The sequence below is a fragment of the Variovorax sp. OV084 genome (assembly GCF_900111625.1).
Taxonomy (GTDB): Bacteria; Pseudomonadota; Gammaproteobacteria; order Burkholderiales; family Burkholderiaceae_C; genus Variovorax.
The window spans coordinates 39,092-53,260 of the sequence record NZ_FOII01000016.1 but is presented as its reverse complement, the minus strand read 5'-3'; the positions used below and the strand labels follow the sequence as shown (position 1 = coordinate 53,260).

General features: G+C 68.6%; 11 protein-coding genes and 1 riboswitch. Of the genes, 2 read left to right on the top strand and 9 right to left on the bottom strand.

Annotated features, from left to right (window positions below; translation table 11 throughout):
• The first annotated feature begins 13 nt into the window (after positions 1–13).
• Together BMW87_RS27570 and BMW87_RS27565 are read left to right on the top strand one after the other, a co-directional pair.
• Positions 14–1,237 (top strand): GAF domain-containing sensor histidine kinase, encoded by a 1,224-nt coding sequence (locus BMW87_RS27570; RefSeq protein WP_093080331.1) that lies wholly within the window; start codon positions 14–16, stop codon positions 1,235–1,237.
• Between the two features lie 33 nt (positions 1,238–1,270).
• A complete protein-coding gene (locus BMW87_RS27565; protein WP_093080329.1) occupies positions 1,271–1,753 on the top strand; it encodes an SET domain-containing protein in 483 nt (160 codons plus the stop codon).
• Positions 1,754–1,770: 17 nt separating this feature from the next.
• Here BMW87_RS27565 and BMW87_RS27560 read toward each other — a convergent pair whose 3' ends face one another.
• The 9 genes from BMW87_RS27560 to BMW87_RS27520 form a co-directional block, all read right to left on the bottom strand.
• Positions 1,771–2,106 carry a DUF1090 family protein gene (locus BMW87_RS27560; RefSeq protein WP_093080326.1) on the bottom strand — a complete coding sequence of 112 codons (336 nt, stop codon included), beginning with the start codon at positions 2,104–2,106 and terminating at the stop codon, positions 1,771–1,773.
• Positions 2,107–2,150: 44 nt separating this feature from the next.
• Positions 2,151–2,669 (bottom strand): vWA domain-containing protein, encoded by a 519-nt coding sequence (locus BMW87_RS27555; protein ID WP_256216936.1) that lies wholly within the window; start codon positions 2,667–2,669, stop codon positions 2,151–2,153.
• A 119-nt stretch (positions 2,670–2,788) separates the two neighbouring features.
• Entirely contained in the window at positions 2,789–3,853 is a 1,065-nt protein-coding gene (locus tag BMW87_RS27550) for a magnesium chelatase ATPase subunit I (RefSeq protein ID WP_093080322.1), read from the bottom strand.
• On the bottom strand, positions 3,850–7,668 hold the full coding sequence (gene cobN, locus BMW87_RS27545) for a cobaltochelatase subunit CobN (RefSeq protein WP_093080320.1): 3,819 nt from the start codon (positions 7,666–7,668) through the stop codon (positions 3,850–3,852). The genes BMW87_RS27550 and cobN overlap by 4 nt, the downstream gene beginning before the upstream one ends.
• A gap of 12 nt (positions 7,669–7,680) precedes the next feature.
• Positions 7,681–8,748 (bottom strand): cobalamin biosynthesis protein CobW, encoded by a 1,068-nt coding sequence (gene cobW, locus BMW87_RS27540; RefSeq protein WP_093080317.1) that lies wholly within the window; start codon positions 8,746–8,748, stop codon positions 7,681–7,683.
• A gap of 82 nt (positions 8,749–8,830) precedes the next feature.
• Positions 8,831–9,508 (bottom strand): energy-coupling factor ABC transporter permease, encoded by a 678-nt coding sequence (locus tag BMW87_RS27535; RefSeq protein WP_093080314.1) that lies wholly within the window; start codon positions 9,506–9,508, stop codon positions 8,831–8,833.
• 46 nt (positions 9,509–9,554) lie between these two features.
• On the bottom strand, positions 9,555–11,084 hold the full coding sequence (locus tag BMW87_RS27530) for a PepSY domain-containing protein (RefSeq protein ID WP_093080312.1): 1,530 nt from the start codon (positions 11,082–11,084) through the stop codon (positions 9,555–9,557).
• Between the two features lie 11 nt (positions 11,085–11,095).
• Positions 11,096–13,282 (bottom strand): TonB-dependent receptor, encoded by a 2,187-nt coding sequence (locus BMW87_RS27525; RefSeq protein WP_093080309.1) that lies wholly within the window; start codon positions 13,280–13,282, stop codon positions 11,096–11,098.
• Positions 13,283–13,413: 131 nt separating this feature from the next.
• Positions 13,414–13,713, bottom strand: a riboswitch (cobalamin riboswitch).
• Between the two features lie 78 nt (positions 13,714–13,791).
• On the bottom strand, positions 13,792–14,013 hold the full coding sequence (locus BMW87_RS27520) for a hypothetical protein (protein ID WP_093052594.1): 222 nt from the start codon (positions 14,011–14,013) through the stop codon (positions 13,792–13,794).
• Between the last annotated feature and the right edge of the window lie 156 nt (positions 14,014–14,169).

Below are 14,169 nucleotides of genomic sequence, written 5' to 3'. Positions count from 1 at the left end.
CCATTCCAGCACCTTGAACACGCCTGCCGCCCTCTTCGCGCCTGCCGCCGACGTCGACAGCGACGAGGCCATCGCGCGGGACGTGGCCGCCATCGGCCGCATCAGCGCCGTGCCCTCGCTGCTGAAGATCATCTGCCAGAACACCGGCATGGGCTTTGCCGCCGTGGCCCGCGTGACCGACGGCACCTGGACCGCCTGCGCGGTGGAAGACACCATCCAGTTCGGCCTGGAGCCCGGCGGCCAGCTCAAGGTGGAGACCACGCTGTGCAGCGAATCGCGCATGGCCCGCCAGCCCGTGGTGATCGACCACGCCAGCACCGACCCGGTCTACGCCAACCATCACACACCGCGCCTGTACAACATCGAGAGCTACATCTCGGTGCCCATCATCCACAGCAACGGCGACTACTTCGGCAACCTCTGCGCCATCGACCCGCGCCCAGCCATGGTGTCCGATGCCCGGGTGGTGACGATGTTCACCGCCTTTGCTGACCTGATCGCGCGCCAGCTCGAAACCGAAGCCCGGCAGGAGCGCACCGAAACGGCCCTGCAGTCGGCGCAGGACGCAGCCGAACTGCGCGAGCAGTTCATCGCCGTGCTGGGGCACGACCTGCGCAACCCGCTGTCATCGGTGGGCGTCGCGGCCGAACTGTTGATCCGGCGGCAGGCGGAGCCCGACCTCGTCAAGCTCGGAGCCCGGCTCAAGGCCAGCACGCGCCGCATGTCGGCGCTGATCGACGACGTGCTCGACTTCGCGCGCGTGCGGCTCGGCTCGGGCATGGGCCTCGCAATCCGCGAAACCGAATTCCTGGCCTCGGGACTCAACGACGTGATCGACGAAGTGCGCGCCGCCCATCCCGCGCTCGACATCCGCGACGAACTCTCGGTCAGCGGCGTGGTGCGCTGCGACCAGGGCCGCATCCAGCAGGTGCTGTCCAACCTGCTCGGCAACGCGGTCGCGCACGGCGCGCCGGACCAGCCGATCGTGGTTCGCGCCGACGTGCGCAACGGCCAGCTCGTGCTGTCGGTGACGAACGGCGGCGACCCCATTCCTCCCTGCGACATCGCGAAGATCTTCCAGCCCTACTGGCGCCCCGAGAACAGCAAGCCCGGCGGCGGACTGGGACTCGGCCTCTACATCTGCTCGGAAATCGCCTCGGCCCATGGCGGCACGCTGGAGGTCACGTCCTGTGCGGACGAAGGCACCTGTTTCGTGGCGAAGCTGCCGATCACTTGATATCTCGACGCCCCCCATTTCCTTCTTTCCCCCATGAAGCATCGCAAGCAAACCTCGTCCACCCCTTTCGTCCGGGTGGGCCCCAGCGGCGTGCACGGCCTCGGCGCCTTTGCCACGCGCGACCTGCCGGCCGAAGCCTTTCTCGGCCTGTACGAAGGCCGCCGCTATACCAAGGCCGAAATCGCCACCAAGGTCTGGGACGACCAGCTCACCTACCTGTTCACACTGACGAACCACGAGACCATCGACGGCTCCAAGGGCGGCAACGCCACGCGCCACCTGAACCACTCGTGCGAGCCGAACTGCGAAGCGGTGGAGGAATACGACGAAGGCGGCGAGCTGGTGCTCAAGTTCCAGACGCTGGTGGCGGTGGACGCGGGCGACGAGTTGTTCATCGACTACTCGCTGACGGCGGACGACGGCTCACCGCCGTCGAAGTACCCCTGCCATTGCGGCTCGCCGGGCTGTCGGGGGACGATGCTGGCGCCTGAAGAAACCGAGACGTCCGCTCCGTAAGCGCCCCGGCATCGGCGTCAGGGCGACTCGTTCTTCAGCTTGCGCAGTTGCTCCTCGGTGCGATCGAGTTCCAGCCGAAGCGCCCGAGCCTCCTGCTCCAGCCTGTCGATGCGAGCTGCGCGGCTCTCGGCCGGCGGCGCAGTCTTGCTGCAACGCAGCTGCAGCGCGCTCAATGCCTCGGCAAGCTCTCGCCGCCGCAACATCTGGCCCCGGGAACGCGCAAGATCGATGTCGCGTTCGAGCAATGCCTCCTCCGCCTGGCAAGTCGCGCCATCCGGCGGCACCGCGGGTTGTGCGAAAGCAGGCAGCGTCACGCTCAACGCAAGGGCCAGGAAGCAGGTTTTGACGCTCATGCCGCACGGTAACGCAACGGCGGTGCAAAAACCGCCGATCAGCCCTACACGGTGAGGTAGCGCGCGTCCCACCGCGCGGCGAGCTGCTTGGCGCGATGCAGCGGCACTCGTGCCGCCTCGAAATCGACCACGCACGCAACATCGGCGGCCTCGGGCCGCGCAGGGCTTTCGCTGCTGCGGCCGTCGGTCAGCAGCCACAGCCAGCGTTGCCGCGTTTCGCTCTTCGCGAGCAACTGGCCGGCACGCTGCACGCCCAGCGCTAGCGGCGTGCCACCACCGGCAGCAATAGGCGCGATCCAGTCGTCGTTCCAGGCGCTGGCGCGGCGTGGCGGCAGACGCAGCTCGACCACCTCGCCGGCAAAGCACAGCAGCGCGACGTGGTCGCGGCGCTGGTAGGCCTCCTGCATCAGCGCGAGCAGCAGGCCCTTGGCGCGTGCGAGGTTGCCGTCGTTGCGCATCGAGGCCGAGCAGTCGAGCAGGAAGCAATGGAGTGCGCCACTGCGCGCTTCTTGCGAGCGATGGCGCAGGTGCCCGGCGCGCAGCCGGTCGGCGCCGCGTGCCACAAGGGTGCGCGGCCAGTCGAAGGCTGCGCCCTGCGGCGAGCGGCCCTGCCATGCGTCCCTCTGCGAACCCTGCCTCCGGTCACCCTGGCGTGCGCCAGCGGGTGCGGCGTCCCGGAGGCTCAGGCTTTTTTTGGGGCGGCCTGCGTGCGGTCGATCAGCGGGCGCAGCGGCTTCACGCGCTCGATGCCGACGGGTTCAGGGGGCATGGCGCCCCAGTCTTCGTCGCCTGCGCTGTTTGCTTCATCTTTGCCGTTACTGCTCCCATCGGGCTTTGCGGCTCGGGGCGCGGGGGCCGGCGCCGCAGCCTCGGCTTCAGGCTTGCGCCGATGCAGCAGCACGGCCTCTGCCACGCGCTGCACGTGGTCGGTGGTGATGGCAGCCGAGCCCTCCCATGCTGCAAGTGCCCGGGCCGAGCGCAGCATCACGAGATCGGCTCGCAAGCCATCGACGCCGGCCTCGATACACAGCGCACCGACCGCCTCGTGCACCGCATCGCCGTACGGCAGCGCCGCTGCATCTCCCACGAGCGCCCGTGCGCGAACCAGCGCAGCAGCCAGTTCGGCCTCTTCCTGTGCGTGCTTCGCACGAAAGCCCTGCGGATCGGCATCGAAGGCCAGCCGCGCACGCACGATGGCCTGCCGCTCAGCCGCGTCCCCGATGTTGCGCAGTTGCACGCACAGGCCGAAGCGGTCGAGCAGTTGCGGGCGCAGCGTGCCCTCTTCCGGGTTCATGGTGCCGACCAGCACGAAGCGCGCGGCGTGCCGATGCGAGATTCCGTCGCGCTCCACCACGTTGACGCCGCTGGCCGCCGCGTCGAGCAGCGAGTCGATCAGCGCATCGGGCAGCAGGTTGATTTCGTCCACGTACAGCACGCCGCCATGCGCGCGCGCCAGCAGGCCGGGCGCGAACTTGAGCTCATGGCCGGCCAGCGCCTGCCCGAGGTCCAGCGTACCGACGAGGCTTTCGAGGCTCGCGCCCAGCGGCAGCGTGACGAAGGGGGCACCCGGCAACAGCTCGGCCAGCGCGCGGGCAGCCGTGGTCTTGGCAGTGCCGCGCGGCCCTTCGATCAGCACACCGCCCAGGCCCGGGTCGACAGCAGCCAGCAGCAGCGCCTGGCGCAGATGCGGCTGGCCCGCTATCGCAGCAAAGGGAAAAGGCACCGGCATCGGGGCGGCAGTGGTCATCGCAGGCTTCCTTCCATCTGCTGCTCGTGGTCGAGCAGCAGGTTTTCCAATTGGTTCTTGTAGTTGCCGGGCGACTGCCACAGGCCGCGCTGCATGGCTTCGAGCAGGCGGCTGAGCATGTCGTGCAGCGCGCGCGGATTGTGTTCGCTCACGAAGTCACGCGTGGCTTCGTCGAGCACATAGGCGTCGGCCACCATCGCGTACTGGTGGTCGCCGACCACGCGCGCGGTGGCATCGAAGCCGAACAGGTAGTCGACCGTCGCGGCCATCTCGAAGGCGCCTTTGTAGCCATGCCGCTTCACGCCGTCGATCCACTTCGGATTGACCACGCGCGAGCGGATGACGCGGCTGATTTCTTCCTTCAGCGTGCGCACGCGCGGCGCCTGCGGGTTGCCATGGTCACCGTGGTACATCGCCGGCTGCCGGCCGCTCAAATGGCGCACGGCGGCGACCATGCCGCCCTGGAACTGGTAGTAGTCGTTGGAGTCGAGCAGGTCGTGCTCGCGGCTGTCCTGGTTCTGCATGACGACGTTCATGGCGCGCAGGCGGCGAACCAGCGCGTCGGCGGCGGGCACGCCGTCGCTGCCCTGGCCGTAGGCGTGGGCGCTGCCGCCGACGTAGGCCTTCGACAGGTCGTCGTCGGTCTGCCAGTCGCCATGGTCGAACAGCGGTTGCAGGCCCGAGCCGTAGCTGCCGGGCGCGGAGCCGAACACGCGCCAGCCGGCCTGCTGGCGCGCTTCTTCCGGAGAAGCACCTTGCGCCTCCAGCGCGGCGGCCTCGCGGAGGATGCGTGCGCGAATCGGGTTGCGCTCGGCGTCTTCGTCTTCCTGTGCGGCGACGGCCTGCACGGCTGCATCGAACATCTGCACGGCATTGGGAAAGGCGTCGCGGAAGAAGCCGGAGATGCGCAGCGTGACGTCGATGCGCGGACGGCCGATGCCGACCGTGGGCAGCACCTCGAAATCGACCACGCGCTGGCTGCCCGGCGCCCACTTGGGCCGCACGCCGATGAGCGCGAAGGCCTGCGCCAGATCGTCGCCGCCGGTGCGCATGGTGGCCGTGCCCCAGACCGACAGGCCCATGGCCACCGGATAGTCGCCGTGCTCCTGCATGTGCCGCTCGACCAATTGCGCGGCTGACTTGAGGCCGAGCATCCAGGCGGTGGGAGTGGGAATGGCGCGCGTATCGACAGCGTAAAAGTTGCGGCCGGTAGGCAGCACGTCGGGCCGGCCGCGCGAAGGCGAACCGCTCGGGCCCGGCGGCACAAAGCGGCCCTGCAGGGCGCGGGAGAGTTGCAGCAGCTCTTGCGCACCGCAGGCATCGAGCGCGGGCGCCAGGCTTTGCGCGATGCGGCCCATCACGGCGGCGGCCTTCGGCAGTTCGGGCGGGCATGCGCCCTCTTCCAGCAGACGCTGCGCCAGCAGTTCCAGCCGCTCGCGCGTGTCGCCCTGATGCCGCCACGCTTCAGTGCTCACCGATTGCAGCAGCGCGGGGCGCGCGCCCTGCCACGGCCGGGCCGCGTCGATGTCGAGCGGGTCGAAGGCATCGCCCGGCAGCAGGTCTTGCGACAGCGCGCCGAGCAGTCCGGCATTCGCGCCCGCACCATCGGCAGCCGGATAGCGTGCCAGCGCCAGCAACGTGTCGCGCCGCAGCCGCTCGCGCGGCGATGCGCCGAACACATGCAGCCCGTCGCGGATCTGCGTTTCCTTCAGCTCGCACAGGTAGGCATCCACGCGTGCGAGCACCGCATCGTCTTCCGCGCCGGGCATGCCCAGTTCCTCGACCAGATGCTGCGCCCGCACCGCCGCGAGGATCTGCGCGCGCAGCACCTTGGCGCGGCGCGCATCGACCAGCAGTGCGTCGTAGTACTCGTCGACCTGCCGTTCCAGGTCCTGCATCGGGCCGTGGTTCTCGGCGCGCGTGAGTGGCGGCATCAGGTGGTCGACGATGACCGCCTGCGTGCGCCGCTTGGCCTGCGCACCCTCGCCCGGGTCGTTGACGATGAACGGGTACACGTTGGGCAGCGGTCCGAGGATGGCGTCGGGCCAGCAAGTCTGCGACAGCGCGATGCTCTTGCCCGGCAGCCATTCGAGGTTGCCGTGCTTGCCGACATGCACCACCGCGTCGATGGCAAAGGCCTCGCGCAGCCAGAAATAGAAAGCGAGATAGCTGTGCGGCGGCACCAGCTCCGCGTCGTGATAGCTCGCGTAGTCGGCTGCGCCCAGCGTGCCCAGTGCGCGCGCAGGCTGGATGCCGACAAACACGCGGCCCAGCCGCAGGCCGGCGATCATGAAGCGGCTATTTCGCACCATCGGGTCTTGTTCGGGCGGCCCCCAGCGCGCGTCGATGGCCGCCGCCATGCCATCGGGCAGCTTTGCCAGGCATGCGCGGTACTCGGCCAGCCCGTAGCTCTGCCACGCCGGCCGCGCGGCCCATTGCGCGGGGTCGTTCGCGATGCCTTCCTGCAGCCTGCGCATCAGCGCATCGCCATCAGCGGGCATTGCGCCGGGCTCGCCCAGCGCATAGCCTTCGGCCGCCATCGCGCGCAGGATCGCCATCACCGAGGCAGGCGTGTCGAGCCCCACGCCGCTGCCGATGCGCCCCTCGCTGCCCGGGTAGTTCGCGAGGATCAGCGCGATGCGCTTGTCGCCGGCACGCAGGCTGCGCAGCCTGCACCAGCGGCGCGCCAGCTCGGCGACGAAAGCTATGCGATCAGGCTCGGGCTGGTAGTTCACCACCTCGGTCTGCGTAAGTTCGCAGCGGTGCGACAGGCCCTTGAAGCTCACGGCGCGCGTGATGATGCGGCCGTCCATCTCGGGCAGCGCGATCTGCATGGCGATGTCGCGCGGGCGCAGGCCCTGGCTGTCGGCCAGCCAGTCCTCGCGGTTGCCGCCGCTCACGATCACCTGCAGCACGGGTGCGTCGCCGGCCAGCGCGATGCCTTCGCCCTCTTCGTTCTGCGCGCCCTGCCCCAACGCGGCGAAAGCCGTGGTGTTGAGCACGAGCTGCACGTCATGCTCGGTGCACAGCTCGCGCAGTGTGGACAGGCACAGCGGGTCTTTGAGCGAATCGAGCGCGACCGGCAACGGGTTCAGCCCTTCTGCGCTCAGTGCGGCAGCGAGCGCATCGAAAGCCACCGTGTTGCCCGACAGCAGATGCGAGCGATAGAACACCAGCGCCACCACCGGCGCGCCCGCATGCCACCCGGCGCGCAAATCGTCGATGCCGGCCACGGTGTGCGCAGCGTCAATGCCGCGCGGCACATGCAGCGCAACCTGCGGCAGGCTGCGCGGCGGCAGCGGCGCTTCGCCGTGGCCCAGCCCATGGAAGGCCACCGCGCGCAAAAACTGCATCGCATTGCCCGCCCCGCCGCTGCGCATGTACTGCCAGAGCTGGCGGCTCACCGCGCGCGGCGCCGTGCTGCGCGCAAGCAGGTCTTCGTCTTCCTGCAGGTCGCCGGAGAACATGGCGAGCTGCTGGCCCTTGCGCTTCGCGAGCTTTTCGAGCTGCTGGAGCCCGTAGGCCCAGGCCGATTCCGCACCCAGGTGATCGACCACCACCACGCGCGCATGCTGCAGCACTTCGTCGATGTACAGGTCGAGCGACGCAGGCTGGCGCAGGTGCATCAGGTTGGCCAGCCGCAGCGACGGATAGCCGGGGTCGGTGACCGCCAGCGCCGTGCGCGCCGCCGCGAGCAGCGCCAGCGTGGTGTCGGCCGAGCTGAGCACCACGATGTCGCCCGGCGTCTGGTCGAGCCGGGTGACGACGCTGTCGTCTTCGACGAAGCGTCCGGGCTGGGTGCTCAGCAGATGCATGCGTTCAGGCCGTCAGGCTGCGACCGCGCTCACCTCTTCCAGCGCCTTGCGCAGCACCGCCTCGTCGAGGTCTTCGCCGATGAACACGAGCCGCGTGCGCTGCGCCTCGCCATCGCGCCAGCGGCGGTCGAAGTGATGGTCGAAGCGGCGACCCACGCCCTGCACCAGCAGGCGCATCGGCTTGCCCGGAATGGCGACGAAGCCCTTCACACGGTAGATGGTGTGCTGCTCGACCAGCCTGCCGAGCACGGCGAGCAGGCCGTCGCGGTCCACGGGCGGCAGCTCGATCACGAGCGAGTCGAACTCGTCGTGGTCGTGGTCTTCCTCGTGGTCGTGGTGGCTTTCGCGCAGGTGAATGGTGGCCTCGGCCGCGCGGCCCTGGCCCAGCAGCAGCGCGAGCGGCAGCCTGCCTTCGGTGGCAGCCACGATCTTGACTTCGGGCGGCAGCTCTTCGCGCACCAGCGCCTCGACCTTCGCTCGCGCGGCGTCGTCCATCAGGTCGGTCTTGTTGAGCACCACGAGGTCGGCGGCCGAGAGCTGGTCTTCGAACAGCTCGTGCAGCGGCGACTCGTGGTCGAGGTTGGGGTCGGCGCGGCGGGCTTCGTCGACAGCCTCGGGGTTCTCGGCGAACTGGCCCGAGGCGGCGGCCGGGCCGTCGACCACCGTGACCACGGAATCCACGGTGAAGATGTTGGCGATGTCCGGCCACTGGAAGGCCTGCACCAGCGGCTTGGGCAGCGCGAGGCCCGAGGTTTCGATGATCACGGCATCGATGTCGCCGCGGCGCTCGGCCAGTTGAAGCATCACGGGCAGGAACTCTTCCTGCACGGTGCAACAGACGCAGCCGTTGGCCAGCTCGTACAGCGCGCCTTCGCGCTCGTTGCCCTCGTCGTCGCAGCCGATGCCGCAGCCACGAAGAATCTCGCCGTCGATGCCGAGTTCGCCGAACTCATTGACGATCACCGCGATGCGGCGGCCTTCGGCATTGCCGAGGATGTGGCGCAGCAGCGTGGTCTTGCCGCTGCCGAGGAAGCCCGTGACGATGGTGACGGGGATCTTGGCGTTGCTTGCTTGTGTCATGGGATATGTTCTTTCAGGCGCGCAAGCGCCCGTGCCGCTCCCCGAGGCAGCACCTCGTGAGCGCGGCGATGCATTGGTTGAATCAGATGGCGCTGTACAGGCGGCGCTCGACGAAGGCCGTGCCCTGCAGACGACGCCAGGCCTTTGCAGCGGCCAACACACCCAGGTCGACCAGCGGCTCGACAAACACGACTGTCATGTAGGCAGCGCCGAAGCTGGCGATCTGGCTCAGGTTCTCGAGCCCGGTGCCGCGTCCGTAGAGCGCCCAGAAGCCGACCCAGACCACGATGCCGCCCTGGTAGGCCACCGACAGCTTGAATGCCTGCTGGTAGCTGATGTCCACGTAGGCCACGTTCTGGGGAATGATCCGCCGTGCCAGCGCGGCAGTCGCGAACAGGGGCACCAGCAAGGTGGTGACGTTCATGCCGAACTGCGGCACATCCTGCGGTTCGAAGAACAGGCCCTGGATGAGCAACCCGCCCGCCAGGCCAATGGCCGCAGGCGCCAGGCCGAACACCAGCAGCAGGGTCGTGCCCAGAATCAGGTGCACCTCGGACACGCCCACCGGGTGATGCGGCAACACCTCGAAGAAGCAGAACACCAGCGCAACGGCAATGGCCGAGCGCAGCGCCAGGGCGGCAAGGCCGTCCTTCACGGCCGTATCGAAGGCCACCTTGCCTGTGTAGGCGAGAGCAGCTGCCGCCGTGGCGTAGCTGAGGAAGATCTTGGATCCGTCGACGAGACCTGGTTCGATGTGCATCGAGCACCTCCTGAAATGCACCGCAGTGCGAAAGTTGATTGTTGGTTCATGGGCCTGCTTGCGCAAGCCCCTTCGATATGACCAATGGTCGAGGCTTGCGCCGCAGCCGTCGCCAGCCGATCACGACGCCGCTGGCCGAGGCCACGGTGCCGACGATGGAAAGCAGCCACACCACGAGGTCCCAGGCCGGCCGGTACTGGATGAGCCAGGGAAAGTCGAGGCTGTGCGCCGCATTGAAGAGCCAGCGTCGCAGCCTCGAATTGCTGTCGTTGCTGCCGGCGACCTGCCCGCTGGCCGGGTCGATGTAGATCCAGCTGTGCGCGGGGTCGTCGAACTGCAGCCGCCACACGGGCACGGTGCGCTCGCGGTGGTGGCCGTACCAGTGGAAGTCTTCGCGGGCCTGCAGCGTGGCCTGGGTGATGGCGCCGGGCCGCAGGCGGGCGGCGGCGCGCAGGATGTCGCTCTTGCCGATGACGGCGGGGCCACCCGTGGCCGCATCGACAACCCGCACGCGCGCCTTCGCGTCGCGCAGCTGCAGCAGCGGCTTGCCGTCGAACCACAGCAGCACGGCCTCGCGCGGTGCGGCCTCGCCCTCGCCTGACGGCAACACCGCTGGCGGCCAGGGGAACGGCGACTTACCGGCACCCGTGTAGCGCGCCATCGCAGCCGCGTCGCCCGGCCCGCGCTGGAACCAGCCATTGGGGTTCATCGACAGCCAGCCGCTGATGATCCACGTCAGCACGAAGAACCCGCCGAGCAGCCCCGCGATGTGGTGCCAGGCCATCCATCCGTTGTACGGCGTGACCGCGCCATTGCGGAACCTGCGCCGCAGGCGCACCCGCAGGATGCCGATGACGATGCCCGTCACGGCCGAGACGATGCATGCCGCCGACAGCCACACCACCACGTCGTGCCACAGCGGCGGATCGGCGCGCAGTGGCGTGAAGTAGATCCAGTGCGGCACGGAGCCCAGCCAGTTCCAGAAGCGCTCCGCGCGTGTGGTGTCGCGCACCACTTCGCCGTTGCGCGAAGACACGTACAGCTCCGTGCCGGCCGCGTCGCCGACTTCGACGCGGTGCAGCGGGCGCAGCGGGTTCAGGCCCTGCGGCACGGTCCACTGATCACGCTCCAGCGTCTCGGCCCAGTGCGCACTCGCATGGCCCGAGAAGGCCCGCGCGATGGCCTCGGCCTGCGCGGCATCGACCGGGCCGGGCACATGGCCGTCGCGCGCCGAGACCGTGTGCCGGCCTCCGCTCGCATCGACGATGCGCCATACGGGCTCGGCGTTGATGCCGCCCTGCATCTCCAGCACCATGCGCCGCGGCTGCACGCGGGCCGCCTGCGGCAGCGCGTCGAGTGCAGCGGTTGGCGACACCGCCGCCTGCTCGAAACGCAGCGGCGCCAGCCCCGCAAGTCGCTCTTCGTCCGTGAGGTTGGGATACCCCACGTACATCATCACGACGCCCGAGACGAACCACATGACGAACAGCAGGCAGCCGCCGATGCCCAGCCACCGGTGCGTCCAGTAGAGCCAGTGCCGGATGATCGGCCAGGCGCGGCGCCATGCGGAAGTCATGGGAGCGCCGCTCAGAAGTTGACCAGAGCCGACAGCTCGAACGAACGCGGGCGGCCCAGCAACCACTGGTTGCCGCCGTTCGAGAACGACACCGCATAGCGGCGATCGGCCAGGTTGTAGGCGCGCAGCGCAAGCTTCAGCGAAGGATTCGCCTGCCAGCTCACGCCCGCATCGGCCACGGTGTAGGAGCCGATCTTGCGCGAGTTGGCCGTATCGACCTGGCGCGGTCCGACGTAGCGCACGCCGAAGTCAGCCTCCCACTGCGGCAGGAAGCGCCAGTTGAGCCAGAGATTCGCGGCCTCTTCGGGCACGCCAGTGGGCGTGTTGCCCGCGCGCGAGACGAGGCGCCCGCTGACGACTTCGTTGAAGTCGTCGTAGCGCGCGCGCAGCTTGGCCACGTTGGCTTCGAGCCGCAGCGTCGAGGTGAGCGCCAGGTCGAGCGTGGCCTCGATGCCTTCGGACGACTGCTTGCCGATCTGCTGGGTGATGGTCGGATCGGTCGCGTCGCGCGAGAGCAGCTTGGTCTTCTCGATGCGATAGGCCGCCACGGTCCAGGCCCCGCGGTTGTCGGCCAGCTGGCGCTTGTAGCCAACCTCGACCTGCCGGCCGGTGCTGAGCTCGAACGGCACCTGCGTGGCCGAGGTGGAGATGAGCGAGGTCAGCGGGTCGGCCGCGCGCGCCACCTGCGCATAGAACGACTGCGACACATCGGGCGCATACACCACGCCGAGGCGGCCGGTGGCGTACTCGAAGGTCTTGCCGAGGTTGTTGGCCGCGTTCTGCAGGTCGGTGCGCGCCACCTTGGCATGGTCCCAGCGCAGGCTGCCCACCACCGACCACTGCTCGTTGAAGGCCAGCTTGTCTTCGGTGAAGAAGGCGTAGGTGTCGGTCTTGGTCCGGTAGCGCGGCGTGTAGGCCACGGGCGACACGTAGTAGCCGGGGTTGAAGGCGAAGGGGTCGACCACCGAGCGCCCGCCGTACGGTGAATCGTTGCTGTGCTGGAAGTTGATGTGATTCGCGTCGAAACCCACCAGCACCTGGTTGGCCAGGCCGAACAGGCCGTGCTTGAAGGTGGCGTCGGTGCGGTTGCCGATCTGCTCCTGGTCGTGGCCGATTTCCAGGTAGTCGCCGCGCGTCACGCGCCGCGTGGTGGCGTTGTAGGTGTAGGTCTCGCTGTCGCGCCAGTGGCGCTTGCTCTCCAGCCGGTAGAGCTGGTTGCGCACGGTGACGGCGCTGTTGGGCGTCCACTGGGCGTCGAGCCGGGTCCACTTGTCGCGGTACTTGATTTCCGAATCGTCGACGTTGTAGTTCTGGCGCAGCGTCTGGCTGCTGAGGCGGCCGTCGATCAGCGGCACGCCGAAGTAGCGCTGCGGCGACTGCCGGCCCTCGTCGTGCGACAGCGTGAACTGCAGCTGCGGCGACACGTCGAGCCGCACGGCCGCGCCCACGGCCAGGCTCTCGGCCTGCCCGCGCTGCATGAAGCCGTCGGTCTGGCGGTGGCTGATGTCGAAGCGGTAGGAGAGCTTGTCGTTGATCGCCCCGCCGCTGCCAAAGGCCACCTGGCGGGTGGCGTCGGAGCCCACCGTGACCAGCGCCTCGTTCTGGATCGGGCCGCGCGTCGGCTTCTTGGGCACCACGTTGATGGCGCCGCCGATGGCACCCTCGCCGTACATCACCGAGGCCGCGCCGCGCAGCACCTCGATGCGGTCGACAGACCAGGTGTCGAACGGGAAGGTGACGGTGCCCGCGCCCGCGTAGAGGCGCGTGCCGTCGAACAGCTGCATCACCGAGCCGTGGCCCGAGAAGCCGCGCGCCGCCATCGCGGTGCCGCCGTTGCCGGGGCCGGGCGTGCCGGTGATGCCAGTGGCGCGGGTGGCGGCATCGATCACCGAGACGTCGCCGCGTGCACGGATGGTGTCGCCCGTCAGCACCTCGATGCTGGCCGGCGTTTCCAGCGGCGTGAGGCCCAGGCGGCTACCGGTGTGCGAGGGTTCGTCGATGGCGAGCGGGGTATGCCGTTCGGCCTCGACCTGCACCGGCTTAAGGCTCTGGCTGTTGCTGCTGGCTGCTTCACCCGACGACTGCGCGAAGACCGCGGAAGGCCCGAAAACCAACCCCAGACCCAGTGAAAGACCCGAAAGGCGCGTCCAACGCAGCGGCGCACCCGTGCGATCGCGCGCTGGCGATGCATGACCCATGTGACTTCTCCTCCGGCCTGCGTCCCCGCAGGCTCCTGACCGATAGAGGACGCGGCGGAAGAGGCGAAGGGACTGCGACGGTACGCGCGAGCGCGAAGCGGTGGCAGGCCCGGACACGCACTCCCGCAGCGTCCGAAGGCGGTTGCGAAGGCCGGTATCCGGGCTTGCGGAGCGCCGCGGCGTGCCAATCAATCAATGAATGGATGCACACCGCGGCCGAAACCCTCGCCTTCCCACGCCGAAGCGCAGTGGCTGCCCGTGCCGTCTGGGAGGCATGAGCGTGAGGGTTTCCAGATCCGCTGACCGTTGCGGGGGCAGCGCAGGAGTTGCAGCGTCAATCAATCAAGAATGAACGACGCGGCGCACCTGCTTCCCGTTTAACCCCGTGGCCATGAGATGGCGTGCGGGGCACCTTCGAACCGTGTTGCCTGGCGGGATTAATAAGAATTAACGCACCAGAACGGCGGGATTATAGGGAGAGGCCTTCCGCCGAAGGCCTCTGATGGGCCTCAGGCAGGCCTTCCGTCGGGTCCGAACAGCCGCCGCATCACGGCCACGCCCGCCACCAGCGCGTTCGAATAGGTGGCATAGGGATCGTGGGCTGCCTCCAGCGGCACATAGACGTGGGAGGTCTCGCCAGGCGTGTCGTCGACCGCCTCCATCAGCACCCAATAGAACTCGCCCGCCTCCAGTTCATGGACGGTGAGCGCGATGTTTCTCGATGAGGGCATGGAGGTAAGAGTGGCTGACAAGGTTGTCGGTTCTTTTTTTGAATGGGCGGGGTACGCACGCGGTTGACAGTGCTTTCGGGTTTCTCCTACAGAGCCCGGTGCCGGTGCGACCTAATGTTGTAGTCAGGGACCTTTCAGAAGCCTTTCCAAGAACAG

Bases quoted from the DNA above. Each gene is read 5' to 3' on its own strand.
- BMW87_RS27565 (WP_093080329.1), top strand. From the start codon at position 1,271: ATGAAGCATCGCAAGCAAACCTCGTCCACCCCTTTCGTCCGGGTGGGC.
- BMW87_RS27560 (WP_093080326.1), bottom strand. From the start codon at position 2,106: ATGAGCGTCAAAACCTGCTTCCTGGCCCTTGCGTTGAGCGTGACGCTG.
- BMW87_RS27550 (WP_093080322.1), bottom strand. From the start codon at position 3,853: ATGACCACTGCCGCCCCGATGCCGGTGCCTTTTCCCTTTGCTGCGATA.
- cobN (WP_093080320.1), bottom strand. From the start codon at position 7,668: ATGCATCTGCTGAGCACCCAGCCCGGACGCTTCGTCGAAGACGACAGC.
- cobW (WP_093080317.1), bottom strand. From the start codon at position 8,748: ATGACACAAGCAAGCAACGCCAAGATCCCCGTCACCATCGTCACGGGC.
- BMW87_RS27535 (WP_093080314.1), bottom strand. From the start codon at position 9,508: ATGCACATCGAACCAGGTCTCGTCGACGGATCCAAGATCTTCCTCAGC.
- BMW87_RS27530 (WP_093080312.1), bottom strand. From the start codon at position 11,084: ATGACTTCCGCATGGCGCCGCGCCTGGCCGATCATCCGGCACTGGCTC.
- BMW87_RS27525 (WP_093080309.1), bottom strand. From the start codon at position 13,282: ATGGGTCATGCATCGCCAGCGCGCGATCGCACGGGTGCGCCGCTGCGT.
- BMW87_RS27520 (WP_093052594.1), bottom strand. From the start codon at position 14,013: ATGCCCTCATCGAGAAACATCGCGCTCACCGTCCATGAACTGGAGGCG.